This is a genomic window from Candidatus Woesearchaeota archaeon, from assembly GCA_018675335.1.
GTDB lineage: Archaea > Nanobdellota > Nanobdellia > Woesearchaeales > UBA11576 > JABJCP01.
This window is the reverse complement of record JABGYH010000009.1, coordinates 108,328-123,655: the sequence shown is the minus strand read 5'-3', so window position 1 is coordinate 123,655 and position 15,328 is coordinate 108,328. Positions and strand designations below refer to the sequence as shown.

The window sequence follows — 15,328 nt, the reverse complement described above, 5'->3', positions numbered from 1 at the left end:
GGTTATATAAATGACCACCTATATAAAAATGTTTTGTTTTTTTACTCTAAAAATAACTTCTTAGATCATTTGATCTTTTGCTTTTAGCGGTTTCAAAAATAGAATCTCTGTATTTAAATGGCATCATTTGTCTTTGCAGTCTAAGATTTCTTCTTTGGCCAATATATTGAGAATCATAAAATTTTTCCCAAATATTATTTTCTTCAAAATTTAATTCGCTTAAAATTGGATTTACTGGAAGCATTAGTTCTAAATGTTTTATTGTAGCTCCAAGTTCAAAATTAAATGTTTTTTTAATTTTTGGACCTTGAACAAAAGTTTTTCCATTTAATTGAATTGCTATGTGGAATATTGGAAATCGTTGAGTAAAATGATTAAGAATTAAATCAAGAGTATTATGTTCCAATCTAGTTTTGCCAAAAAGAATTCCATTAGGGGAGGATTCAAAACGCATAAAACCAGTTTTCAAATGTGTTTCTCTTCCTACTTGGCGGTGCAATTTGTAAAGTTGTCGGGCTTCAGGTGTTGCTAGATTTTGAACTAAACGAATGTCTTGAGCTTTTACTTTGTTTAATAATGGTTGTTTAAAATTTTTATGACGGCTGGCTAAATTAAACATGTCTTCTAGTGGATTCATTTTTTATATTCTCTTTTTTGTTAATTTATTTTGTGTTATTTTTTTGTTAAACTGCGAATGCTGCTAATGTTCTTTGACTGATTCCATTAATTCTTAAGAATGGTTCTGCTCTTTTTAGAACAACTCCGATTGATTTTAATTGACTCTTTTTTTGAATCTTTGCGCCTTTGTCTTGCATACTCATAATTCGTTGAGTGCAAGTGGGACCAATTCCTGGAATTCGTAACAACTCTTCTTTTGATGCTTCGTTTACATCAATTGGGCCATCAAAGTAATTTCTTGCTAAATGAATTTTTGGATCTCCTTTTGGGAGATTATCGTTATTCATGACTTCTTTAAACTCATTTAATTTTATATCATATTGTCTCATCATAAAATCAACATTATATAATCTATTTTCTCGAACATAAGGAGTTTTATCTTTAAATTCTAAATCAGTTCCGTGTACTGGAACAAAAGCACTATAGTATGCACGTTTTAAATCCATATTTTTATATTCCCAATCAATTGTTTTTAAAATTTCTAAATCAGTTTCATCACTACTTCCAATTACTAATTGAGTTGTTTGCCCTGAAGTTTGCTTATTATTTTTAATTGAATGTTTTATCCAAGATTGTCGTCTTATAATATCTGTTTTGAAGTCTTTGATGCTGCTAATATTTGCCATTCTTGAAGTGTTTGGTGCTTCTAAGTTAATTGATAAACGATCTGCAATTTTACTTGATTCATTAACTAAAAATCTGCTTGTTCCAGGTAAAACTTTAAAATGAATATAACCTTGAAATTTGTATTTTGTTCTGATTAATTGAATTGCTTCTAACATTTTTTCAGTTGTATAATTTGCATCTTTGCAAACGCCTGAACTGAGAAATAAACCTTCAACATAATTTCTGGTGTACAGATGCATGAAAACTTTTGCAAGTTCATCTGGTTTGTACATTGTTGCATTTTTTGTACAATTATTTGCATTTTGACAATATTTGCAATCAAATTTGCATTGATTAGTCATTAAAGTTTTGAATAGTGCGACGCATCTTCCATCTTCTGTGAATGAATGACAAATTCCTCCTTTTGCAACATTGCCAATTCTATCATCTGTGTTGGTTGTTCTATTTGAAGACGTGCTAGCGCAAGTATCCCATTTTCCTGCGTCTCCTAAAATTTTAATTTTCTCACCAATTTCCATTTATGAGTTTTAGTTTGTTTTGCTTTAAATACTTCACACGGGAAAGTCCAGTGTCCAGTGAGACTGAGGGAGTGTGTGTGAATTAGGTGTTTGTTTAGAATTAAATTGAGATGTGGTTTGTTAAATTATTGAAATAGTTTTTTATGGAGTTCTTTTTAGTTGTTTTATAAGATAGTTTTTGTCTTCTTCTTTTTCTTCATCAATTTCTTTTTGAATTATTGGATTAGTTGGTGCAGGGGAATTTATTTTTTCATTATTTTGTTGGTTCTTATCTAAATTTTGGGTAATCTCTTTTTTTAAAGATTCTAATTCTTTTTCGTTAATTTCTTTTGCATCCCATTCAAACGAATATCCATCATTATCTCTTCTGGGAAAAATGTTTATTGAAAAGTGAGGAACTTCTTGTCCTGCACCTTGACCGTTTTGAATTAAAATATTTGTTCCTTGTGCATTGAATGATTCAAATAAAGCAGAACTAATTTTATTTGTGATGTTGAATAAATGTTTTGCTAGATCATCCGAGATTTTTTCTAAGATTGGGATATGTTCTTTTGGCATAACTAAAATATGTCCTGCAATATGTGGGACTGGAGTTAGAAATGCAACAACTTGATCGTCTTCAAATAATAATGGGAAGTTCGAGGTTTTAATTAAATTACAATAAGGGCAATTCATTTAAGCACCTCTTGAATTTTGGGATGAATCATTTCAAAAATTTGTTTTTGAATTTTTTCACTAACTTCATTTTTTTCTAAATTAAATGCAGTTAACTTATCTTCATTGATTCTGGGAATTATATTAATTAAAGAATGAGATGAAGTTTGACCTGCGGCCACACCATTTTGAATAAAAATGTTAGTTCCTGACGCGTTTAGTGTTTGAAGGAGAACTTTGGATATTTTTTTTGCTACGATAAATAAATGAGAAGAAACTTCTTCTTTTGCTAATGGGATAATTGGTATGTGCTGTTTAGGTATTATGAGTGTTTGTCCTGGAACTGCAGGATTAATATCGAGGATTGCGCAACAAATTTCATCTTCATATAATTTATGTGAATCTATTGTGTTTTTACAAATTTCGCAGAAAATGCATTCAGGTATTGATGATTGATTATCCATTATGACCTCTTTTAAAGTGTTTTAGGATTATATGTTTATAACCTTGTTGTTAAAAAAAATTATAATAAAAAAAATTATTTACACTTTTTTTATTAATTAATTAAATTTATTGTTTTTTTAATAATTATTTTTCTTGTTTTTTTGTTTGTTTTTTTTATTATTTGGTCTTTTTTTGGAAACATTTAAATAGTCAATTTGTTTTTTAATAAAAATAATTATTATAATTCGTGTTATAAGAAAAAAACTTAAGAAATTTTATTACAAAGAGGTACTAAAAAAGTGGGTTTTACACTGCGTCCAGTAAGTGGTACACAGTTTGTGGGTAGAGATAAACAAGTATTAGAATTAGTTGCTACACTAAAAAATCCTAGTTCTCAAAAAGGCTTTGCAATAATTGGGAGTAAAAACCTTGGAAAAACCTCATTAGTAAAACAAGCAATACATAAGTTAACCCCAGAAAAAGAAATTGTAAAAATATATTTTTCACTTGATTGCTTAACAGATAATTCACAACATAATTTTATTAGAAAATTATCAAAAACAATTCTTGAATCATATAAACAAATATTAGGACTTACTATTAACATTGATGAATTATATCAAGCACCATTAGGAATACTTGATACATTACTTAGGGGAATGAATCTTGATGGAGAACTTCTTGATTCTGTAAAATTATTATTAACTTTTGAAAGAGAAAAAGAAGTGGATATGAATTCTTTGTTTAAATCGTTATTTGATTTGCCGGATCAATTAGCAAAAGAAACGGATACTAGCTGTTTATTATTTTTTGATGAGTTTGGGGATATATTAAAATTAAAAAATGGTTTTGATTCTGAAGATATTTTAAAAATATTAAAAGAAAGTCATGCAGGATATGAAAATACTTTATTAAATATTACTTTATCTAATTTAGTTATTGCACAAAAATTAATTATTGATGATTCTTCGCTATTTTCTGATGTTTTTTTTGTTATGAGTGTAAAACCATTTGATTTAGAAACTGGACAAAAACTTGTTGAGAAAAATCTTGGGATGAAGTTGAGTGATGAGGTATATCAAAAAATTCATTTAGTAACTCAGGGAGTTCCGTTTTATCTTCAATTTTTAGGTCGTAAATTAAATTGCGTTGGTGATTTAAACTTAGATAAGTTTAATTTAGTGTTTGATGAATTTTTAGAAGAAGAATGCACTATTATATTTAGAGAGAAATTAAATCGGTTAAGCAATAAAGAAAGAATGATTTTAGTTTGCATGGTAAAACATGATCTTAACACTCCCTCTGCTATAAGTAAAGAACTAAATTATTCACAAACTAATGTTCGACGTTTTTTATCAATCCTTGAGGAGAAAGAAATAATTGTGAATGAAGAACGTGGCAAATTTGAAATAGAAGATAACATATTTAAACAATGGCTAAAACAACAAGTGCAATGAAATTGAAAAGAGGAATTTTAAGTTTACTCGTTTTAATAGTTTTAGTAGTTATGAGTTCTAATGTTTTTGGTTATTATGAAGATTTAGTTGGGCCAGGGTTTTTGGATGAAGTTGATACTTTCGCACAAGAAGGAATAGGTAATATTTACGATATGGATGAAACAGTTATTTTATCATATTTTGTACAAGAAGGATTAGATCTTGATGGTGATGTTGATTTAAAATTTGTTATTTGGAAAAATGATAGTGGAACTTGGACAAATATATTTGAAAGAGAATTATTTGGTGTTTCAATTGGTGCATCTAATGAAGTTTCAAGCGGTAAATTAAATGTTCCTTTGTTTAACGGAAATCAATACGCATTTATGGTTTATTTTGATACTGCCTCGCCAGGTTTAATAAGTTCTGTTTCAAGTTATACTGGAAGGACTTCTTTTGGTCGACAAATTGATTCTATGACTGAGGCAGATTTTTTACCATCAAATCCAATAGTTGGTGGAGAAGTTGTTAATCAACATATTGTAACGAGAAAATTAAATGAAGCTTTAAGAGTTGGGCTGGTTGTTGGTAATCCCTCAAGTCCTGATGCTAGTTATGATGTTCCATTTTATGATAAATTGACTGGATGGGGATATGACGTAATTTATATTGATGATTCAAACATATCAACTACTGATTATTTAAATTATGATGTTGCAATTGTTTCTGAAAGTGTTGGTAGTTTGGGATCTGATCCAGGTAGTAAATTAAGAACAGATTTAATTCCGGTACTTTTAGTTGAAGCGGGATTTAAAGGATTGGTTGATAGTACATCAACAGAACAATTTCTTAATAAAGATGATGTAGATATTTATAATAATTCTCATATTATTACTTCTGAATATGCAGAAGTAAATACTCAAATTGCAGATGTTACCACTCATCTTAATTATTTGTACAAATCTGATTTTTTAATTGGTGCTCAAAGTTTAATTGATAAATATGGTTCGCCTTCAAGTTCAGTATTGGCAGTTAGAACTAATGAAACAGTTAATGTTAGATATTCTTTTTTTGGTATGTCTGAATTAGATGATCTTAATAGTGATGGTTTGAACTTATTTTCAAGAACATTTGGTTGGACTAGGGGTGGTTGTACTATACCATATGCGGGAATGGTAATAACTGAAGATACTTTATTATGTCCTGGAGAGTACAATTTGAGTGGGGGGTCTAATCCTTATATTTCAATTAGTGCTGCAAATGTTGATTTAATTTGTGATGGTACTGTTATTATTGGAATTAAATCCGATACTGGAATTCAAGTTGATAATTCATCTGCAGATGATGTTTCAATATTGGGTTGTACTTTAAAGAATTTTAATCAAGCAATCGCATTTAATTGGCCGAGTGGTGATATTGCGGGAACAAAAATTTATTACAATTTTATTAATAATTCTAATTATGGGATTTTTTTTAATGATCCTGCAATTGTAGATATTTATGATAATACAATCACTTATTGTGCTGGTGAACTTGAATCATCAGGTATTAAATTACACTCAGGAAATACTAATGCAACTATTAATGGGAATAATTTAAACAATAACAATAAAGATATTTTGGTAACTCCTAATGGTGCTATAACTGATATTTATTTAAATAATATTTTAAGTTCAGGAGGAATAGTTAATGGTGCAAATACTCAAGACTATTGTGGGCCGATGATTTCTAAACATTCTAACTATAGGTTTAATACTTCAAATGAATTTTATGGTAATTATTATGGTCTTGGTGTTAGTGGTTATTCGAGTAATTGTGCTAATTTAACAAGACAATATAGTGCAGAAACAATATATCCTGTGTGTGCTGTGGATGTAATTGGTAATTTAACATTAGATCAAGATTTAGTTAATTATACTGGTGGGACTTATTGTTCTGATAATGGACTAAATTTTGGGGCAAATGAAGCAACTATTGACTGTGGTGGTTATTCGATTAAAGGTTTATCAGGATCATATCTGGGTGTTAATTTGTATATTACTCTTATGGGGGATTATAATTATACTACCTTAGCTAATTGTAATATTTCTGGATTTTCAAGAGGTGTGCGAACGTCAATTTATGATTATTATTTTCATTTGATAAATAATACTATTTGGAATAATTCTGTTTATGGGGTAGATGGTGTTGGACCGTTTGCTTTAGTAGAAAATAATTTTATTTTTAATAATTCAAATGGCGGGATAAGTTTAGGTTCGGATAATGTTATTATAACAAATAACACTTTAGTTGGTGATTTAGGGATTTATAGTTTGAGTATAGTGGGGGGAGTAAATAACTTAAATGTTATTAATAACACATTTTATGAGAAAGCAATATCTTTTGGGGGTACTAGTACTAATAGTTTAATTTATGGAAATAATTTTATTAGTAATTCTAGCTCTATTTTTGGTTCTTTAGATGAAGCATTATCGTTTAACTCATCGAATCAAGGTAATTTTTATTCTTTTTATGATAGTCCTCGAGAAGGATGTTATGATTCAGATAATAATTTAATTTGTGATTCTGAAATAACCTTTTCTGGGTCGGTAGATTATTTGCCTTCTAATTATTATATTGGTGATTGTACTGTGCCGGTTGAAGATTTAGCAATTGAGTATAGTGTTATTTTGTGTAATGATACCTATAACATAAATACAACTAGTTCAACAGGAGTTGTTGATTTTCAAGTTAGTAATGTGAGTGTGTATTGTAATGATACTCGGTTTATTAGTGATGACACACCTAATTCTAGAGGAATTCGTTTTTATGAGTTAACTGGGGTGCAAATTAAGGGGTGTTCTTTTGATAATTATTATTCTGCATTTTATTCAACTAATTCCAATTATCTTAATATGGTGGATAATTTCATAATTAATTCTAGCAGTTATCCTATTTATTTCGAAAATACTTCCAACTCTCAAATTTTAAGTAATGAAGTGAGAGATGGGGAAGTATATGGTATTTTTTTTACAGGAGATTCTGAAAATAATAATTTGTCCCAAAATTTAATTGTTAATCACGGCAGTTATGGTTTCATAATTTGGGATGGTTCAAGTGGTAACTCTATCTGGGCGAATAACTTTATTGATAACAATCCTGGCTCTTATCAAATTGGCCAAAAACTTTCAGGAAGCAATAATTATAATTTGTCTGACTTGGGTAATTTTTATAGTGATTATGATAGTATTCGAGAAGGGTGTGATGATTTAGATGATGATTTAATTTGTGATGATGAGTATGATGGCTATTCTTATGGAGATGATCCAACTCCATCTAAATATTATATTGGTGATTGTACTCCTGTTGTTGATAGTTTAGATATTTATTATAGTGTTATATTGTGTGCTAATACTTATAATATTGATAGTACTGTTTGGGGTATATTTGATTTTAAAGTTGGCAACGTAAGTGTTTATGGTAATAATTCTATTTTGAATGGTGATGGAGAAGTTGAGGATGATTCTGCAATTTTTTTAAATTCTGGTTTGGAAGGAATTCAAATAAAAAATTTGACTATGCAAAATTATGGAACGGGAATTGAGTTAAGTTCGGCTTCATTTAATGTTTTTGATTCAATTACTATTGTTAATACTACTTATGGAAATGCATATTATTCTTCCCTAAATTCTTTTAATAATTCAATTATTAATTCAATTATTTTGGGCGCTGCAGATTCTCAGATGATTAGATTACACCAATCACCTAATACTTTATTTTCTCATAATTTAGTTAAAAATGGGGTTTTTGGAATTGTTTTTGATGATTCTGCGGATTCAGTTGTATTAGGAAATAATTTTATTAATATTTCCACACCTATATTGGGGAGTAATGTTGTACTTAATGATTCAAATCAAGGTAATTTTTATTCAGATTATGATAGTCTAAGAGAAGGATGTATTGACAACAATAATAACTTAGTTTGTGATTCTGTTAGAGTTTTTGGTAGCTTAACTGATTATTTACCTTCTAATTATTATGTTGGAGATTGTAAAAATCCAGATACTAGTCCCAATATAGAATACAGTGTTATTTTATGTAATGATACTTATCCTATAACCACTGACTCATCTTCAGGTGTTGTTGATTTTTTACAAAGCAATCTGAGTGTTTATTGTAATGATACTGTTTTTACTGGTGCGGGTGTTGGAAACGGATTTTATTTAAATAATTTAGAAGGAATTCATATAAAAAATTGTAATTTAACTAATTATCAAAAGGGGGTTTATTTGATAAATACTCCATTTTCTAAATTAGAACAATTATGGATAAATGATTCCGCTCTTTATGGTGTTACTACATCTAGTTCACATTATTTAGAAATATATGATTCAATATTTGAGTTTAATTCGGATGATGCGATTTATTTAAGTGGAACTGATAATTCTATTTTTAGTAATCTTACATTTCGATTAAATCAAGATGTCTCAAATGATGGTTCAGTTTATATTGCCTCTTCTGATAATAATAAATTATTTAATTTAACTTTTTTAGATAATCTTAATGCAGGAGTTAATTTTGTTGTTAGTTCAGACTATAATAATGTTTCAGATAGTTTATTTTCAGATTTTGATAATTATGCATTAATGATGGCAGTCGGGTCAGATAATAATTTAGTTTGGAATAATAATTTTGTAAATAATTCTGAAACAATAAGAAATTTGGGTGTAAATAATAATTTTAATTTGTCAAATCAAGGTAATTTTTATTCAGATTATGATAGTCCTCGAGAAGGATGCTTAGATACTAATAATAATTTAGTTTGTGATTCTAGTTTATCATTTGGTAGTTCTTTAGATAATTATCCTAATAATTATTATATAGATTCTTGTACTACTCCTGTTGAGAATTTATCAATTAATTATAGTTTGATTTTTTGTCCTGGAACATATAATTTTAATAACTATCTTTTTGGAGGGGTTTTAAATTTAACAACTGGAAACACCAGTCTTTATTGTAACAATACTATTTTTGATACTAATGGATCAACAGATTCCGTGATTGATCAAGATGATATAGAAGGAATTCATGTTAAGTCTTGCACATTTCAAAATTATGATTCTCCTTTGAATTTTGATAACATAACTGATTTAAGAATTGAAAATAATGTGATTATGAATGCAAGTTCTTGGGCAATTTATGCAGAAGGGTCGGATCAGATCATAACAAATAATGTTTTTAATAATAGTTCGTCAGTTACTATTCAAGGTGATCATTGGAGTTCTGATCCTATAATATTTGAGGATGCACTTAATGTTAATATTTCTAATAATTTGTTTGATGTTGATTCATCAATAAGTATTTCAAATGCAATTAATCCGATTATTTATGGAAATAATCTTTCAAATTTTTCAGATCAAGCTATTTTATTATATTCAATTGATGGCGGAAACATATCTAATAATAATTTAGAAGGAACGGGTACTGGAAGTACTGGAATTATTAATATAGTTACTAATTGTAGTGAATTTGGGGAGTTGGTTTCTAATTTAGTTATTTATGATAATAATATTAGTTTTGTTCAAGCAGGTATTGGTTTTATGGGTGCTAGAAATAATTCAATTTATGGTAATCATTTGTATAATATAACTCGATATGGTATTTTTCTTGCGGGTTGTTCTAGTAATAATAGTTTTGAATATAATAATATTTCAGGACGTAATCCTTCGCTTTATGGTTTATTTTTGATGGATATGAATGAATCTTTTGAAAATAATTCATTTTTGAGTAATGATTTTTCTGATTTTTTGTTTGGAGTATACAGTTATAATATTTCAGATTTTAATCAAATAAGTAATAATTCATTTCAAAATATTACTGATGGATTATATTTATTTAATGGAGAAAATTTTAATATTTCTAGAAATAAAATTTATGCATCAAATCAAAGTATCATATTTGATAGTTTTAATAACTCTAATGTTTGGTTGAACCATTTCTATTCTGGATTGTATGCGGTTAAAGAAAATGGAACGACTGCCGCAAATGAGTTTTGTGTATTAGATTCGGGAACTGGAGAAAATGAAGGAAATTTTTATTATGAAGATTTTAATTCTTCGACAGGTTTGTCTGCGAGTGATTGTGGTCCATTAAATATTACTATTCCTGGGGCTACACAATATCATTCAAGTAGTGTTGACTTGAATTGGACAAAACAATCAGGTATTTATTCAATAAATTATTATGTTTATTGGAGTAATGTTACTGATGTTTGGAATTTAGATGGAACTACTGCTGATTTAAATTATACTATGGATACTTCTAGTTTTGATGAGGGGAGTTATGATTTGAAAATTGTTCCTTTGGATTTATTTGCAACAATTAATGGAACTCATGATATTCATGATTTTCAATTTATAATTGATACTCAAGGACCAACAACTACTGATAACATATCTGATACTAGTCCATATGTTCCTTCAAGATATTGGTATATGGATGATGATCCTGAAATTTTATTGAATGCAACAGATACATTGAGCGGGGTTCATTATACTTATTACTGTAATTACAGTATTTATGATTCTGCTTGTGATACTGAATTTGGAGATAATAATACTAATTTGATCGAACAAACAAATCTAACAACTGAAGTTACTGTTTTTGGTGTTGTGAATAGTACTCGTCAATGGGCGATAAATTATTATTCTGAAGATTATGCGGGTAATAGAGAAATTCCTACTTTGTCTGAACAAATAAATGTTGTTTGGAATCATTACATTCAAAATACTTCTTGGTGGAATTCAACAATTGAAAATATTGGATCCATAATTAATAATTCAGATGTTAATAATTCTGTTATTAGGGATGTTTCCATTATTAAGGATAGTTTAATTCAATATTCTTTGATTGAAAATGATGCGTTAATTGTTGATTCGACAATTGTTTTATCAAATTTATTATTTGTTAATTTAACCAATTCAATTTTAAATAATTCTAATGTGACTGCATTGATTGGTTTAAGTTCAAATATTCAAGATTCAACAATTATCAATTGCACTGTAACAAATAGTAATATAACGAATTCGACCTTAAAATATGTTGGTGATTATGATACTCCTTGTGTGATTGAAGATTCAATAATTGAAGATTCAATTATTTATAATTCTGTAATTAACAATAGTTTTATTGATCCAACAACTATAATTGATAGTCGAGTTGAAAATTCAAATGTAACAAATTCATATTTAGAATATTCATTTATTAGAAATAGTATTTTTTGTGATGGATTTAGTCTATATGCAGGAGTTTCCGAAGATAGTGTATTAATTTCTGGACGAATAGAATATGGTGGAAACACATACTATTCACCTTATTCATTTGCAAATATTTGTGGAGTTGTAGCGCCAGTTCCTGTTGGAGATTTTAGTGTTGATAAATCAATTGTAAAAACAGGAGATTTGATTACATTTAGTTATGATGCAGGAGCAGTTGGTTATACTGTAACTTTTGATGGAAACCCATTAAGAAATTATACTTATACATTAAATGATTTTGATCATGATGGAATATATGAAAAAGAAATATTAGTTATGAATGCAAATAATTTAGAACAAACATTTAGAGCAAATGTTAATGATAATAAAGGAAATACCTTCCAATCAAATCCTGTAACTGTTACTCTTGATAATACAAATCCAACTGGAAGCATATCTATTACTGGAGAAAATGGGAGCAGTACAATAACTGGATCTCCAAATGTAATGCTGCAACTTGATTATTCGGATAGTAATGGGATCAATCAATGTAGATTTGCAAATGATAATTTTGAAGCATTACAAGGTGCTATTAATTTTACGCAATTTATAATAAATGGGTCATTTGATTACGCAAGAGATGTTAATTTTGGAGACTTAGATGGTGATGGGGATATTGATGTTTTGGGCGTTGCTTATCAAAATGATTCGGTTGTTTGGTGGGAGAATGATGGAACTGAAAGTTTTACTCAACAAGGCATCAACGAAAGTTTTGATGGTGCAGAATACATAGAAATTGTAGATTTAGATGGTGATGGAGACATTGATGTTTTGGGTTCTGCAGCAGGTGTTAATGATATTGTTTGGTGGAAAAATGATGGTGTTGGGAATTTTGTTCAGCATATGATTAATGATAGTTTTAGTTCGGCTGCAGGAATTGTGGATTCTGTAGATTTAGATGGTGATGGGGATATTGATATTATAGGTAATGCGGTTAATGGGGATGATATTGTTTGGTGGGAGAATGATGGTGATGAAAATTTTGTTCAACACATTATAAATAATAGTTTTGAATTATTTCAAATTTTTGAATTTGAACTTGTCGATTTAGATGATGATACTGATTATGATATTATTGGAGCAGTAGCTTCAGAAGATTTAGTTGTTTGGTGGGAAAATGATGGTGATGAAAATTTTGTCTCGCACACAATTAATGATTCATTCATAAGTGCTTCTGCAGTTAATGCTGTTGATCTTGATTTTGATGGGGATCTTGATATTTTAGGTACTGCAGGGATGAGTGATGATGTTGTTTGGTGGGAAAATGATGGGAGTGAAAGTTTTACCCAACATGATATTGACACTAATTTTAATGGAGCTAAAGATATTGAATCTATTGATTTAGATAGTGATGGAGATTTAGACTTTTTTGCGGTAGCAATTGATGATGGTGTTGCTTGGTGGGAAAATGATGGAAATCAGAATTTTACAAAACATGTTATTAATAGTAGTTTTAATGGTTCTTTTGCTTTAGCATTAGTTGATTTAGATGAAAACGGATATGTTGATATTTTAAGTGCTGCGATGAGAGATGATGATATTGCTTGGTGGGCACACAATTTAATTGCTGGATCTGAATGGCAGGAATGTGTTTCTGAGAAAGCATGGACATTAAGTTCTGGTTTTGATACTGAAAAAACAGTATTTTATCAAGTAAAAGATAATGCAGGAAATATTGAAACTTATAATGCAACAATTGAGTATAGATTAATTCAAGATTATACTCCTCCGACGAGTGTTCCGACTGTTTATGATGGGTTAAGTGGAGAAGATATTGATTGGGTAAATAGCAATACTACTTTAAGTGCTCATTGGACTAATTCATTTGATGAAATTTCTGAAACTTATTATAGATATAGGCTATATGAAAATGGTTCTTTGTGGTTAGAATTTAATAATGGAAATTATACTTCTGTTGGAATAAATACTTCTGTTACTGTGACTGGACTTAATTTAACTGAAGGGTTTGAATACAAGTTTGAAGTAGAAGCATACAACCCATATAACCTAAGCGCTTTGGCTGCAATATCTGATGGGCAAGTAGTAGATATAACAAATCCAAATTCAACAATAATTGAAAGTATGACTCATCCAGATAATGAAACTAGTTACAATAATAATAATCCTATTTTTAATTTTACTGCAGTTGATATTAATAATAGTGGAGTTCCATCGATTCAAAGTGGAATTTTAGGCTACAGTTATGTCCTTGATCAAAAACCAGGAACTGCGCCTGATGATTTTTTAGAACAAAGATATGAAGAAGAATTACAAGAAATGAATTCAAATGGAAATTCATTTATGCTTAAAGAAGATTCGGATGTAGAAACTACTCAATTTTATTCACAATTACTAGATAATTTTACGCAAAATCAATCATTAAAAATTAAAATCAAATTATTTGAAGAAGTAGAAGATTTAAGAGAAGATGTTTTAGTTCAGGCATATGTTGTAAGATTTGATGATTACGACGCGGATTTAGATGAATTTAATGATTCTGATTATACTATTATTTCAAATGTTGTATTACTTGAACGAGATATTGCTTATTCAGACTCATCAGATGATGCGGATATTTATTCTGTTGATTTGATGTTTAATGAAACAGTAAGTAATGAAACTTATGATATTTTTTTGGTTATTTCAGGTGTTGTTGGTGACGAAAATACAAATAATATTTCGATTGGAACTACAACAAAACCTAGTGACATAAATCAAAATACAAAACTTTTCTATGTTAATCAAACAGATGATTCATTAGTTGATTTAACTCAAGATTATGAACTTGCGATTGAAATTAAAAAAGTTGATATGGGTAATGAGTGGGAAGTAAGTTATGAAAATTTAGCTGATGGAACATATTATTTCCATGTCAAAACTCAAGACAATGCAGGAAATTGGGGTAATGTGAGTCACTATCAATTTAATGTTGATACTATTGGAATTCCTGTATCAATTATTTCCCCTACTAGCGGACAATCATTTTTATCTGACTTAATTGATGTGGTAGTTGAAGTAGATTCAAGTTCTAATGTTAGCATAATTTCAGAAATGGAGAATGGTTCAGTGTATGTTAGCGCAAATCAATCAGTAACCTCCACTGCAACATTTGAAAATATTTTATTAAGTGAAGGAACTAATGAGTTGTATGCAATATCTTATGATGAAAATAATGTTTCGGCTACATCTGTTCGAATTTTTGTTGTTAGTGAAAGTTTAACAGGCGTTGTTACAAATAAAACTTTGAATATAACTTTCCCTTGTACTGGTATTTCTGGAAGTGATACTCATTTGAATTATTGTGGTCCTTCAACCTATAAACTTGGAGTTGCATCTGAAGAAGATTCGAGTATAAGTCTTAATCGAATTGTTGCAGATACGTCAGAACATTCAATAAAAATATTTATGACAAAACCTGATTTTGATGCGGGTTCAGTAGAAGATCAACTTGATGATGATGAATTTTTAGATGTTGTTAGTCCTGCTTTTGGATTTAGACGAGAACCAGGAGAATATTTACTTCGAACTGACTTAAGATATATTGATTTAGTTTTGAGTGGAGACAAAAAAGTTGGCACGGGATCATATAAACTAGTAATAAGAAATAATGGTTTAACTTCCGATGGAAGACCTAATGTGACTATTCAAATAACATAATTTATTTATTGAAAATGAT

6 protein-coding genes are annotated in these 15,328 nt (G+C 28.9%); 2 read left to right on the top strand and 4 right to left on the bottom strand.

Annotated features, from left to right (window positions below; all coding sequences use genetic code 11):
- Positions 1–46: 46 nt before the first annotated feature.
- The 4 genes from HN587_07830 to HN587_07815 form a co-directional block, all read right to left on the bottom strand.
- The gene (locus HN587_07830) at positions 47–637 is read right to left on the bottom strand and encodes a DUF4130 domain-containing protein (GenBank protein MBT7903747.1); all 591 of its coding nucleotides are present in this window, start codon (positions 635–637) and stop codon (positions 47–49) included.
- A 46-nt stretch (positions 638–683) separates the two neighbouring features.
- Positions 684–1,823 (bottom strand): putative DNA modification/repair radical SAM protein, encoded by a 1,140-nt coding sequence (locus HN587_07825; GenBank protein MBT7903746.1) that lies wholly within the window; start codon positions 1,821–1,823, stop codon positions 684–686.
- A gap of 141 nt (positions 1,824–1,964) precedes the next feature.
- Positions 1,965–2,498: an HIT family protein gene (locus HN587_07820; protein ID MBT7903745.1), complete on the bottom strand. Its 534-nt coding sequence runs from the start codon at positions 2,496–2,498 to the stop codon at positions 1,965–1,967.
- Complete coding sequence (locus HN587_07815; GenBank protein MBT7903744.1) at positions 2,495–2,941, bottom strand: HIT domain-containing protein; 447 nt, start codon at positions 2,939–2,941, stop codon at positions 2,495–2,497. Before HN587_07815 ends, HN587_07820 begins: the two co-directional genes overlap by 4 nt.
- A 279-nt stretch (positions 2,942–3,220) precedes the next feature.
- On the opposite strand from HN587_07815, the gene HN587_07810 reads away from it, so the two are divergent.
- Both HN587_07810 and HN587_07805 read left to right on the top strand, forming a co-directional pair.
- Entirely contained in the window at positions 3,221–4,378 is a 1,158-nt protein-coding gene (locus HN587_07810; GenBank protein ID MBT7903743.1) for a hypothetical protein, read from the top strand.
- Positions 4,354–15,309, top strand: coding sequence for a hypothetical protein (locus tag HN587_07805; protein ID MBT7903742.1), 10,956 nt, complete (start codon positions 4,354–4,356; stop codon positions 15,307–15,309). Before HN587_07810 ends, HN587_07805 begins: the two co-directional genes overlap by 25 nt.
- Positions 15,310–15,328 lie beyond the last annotated feature (19 nt).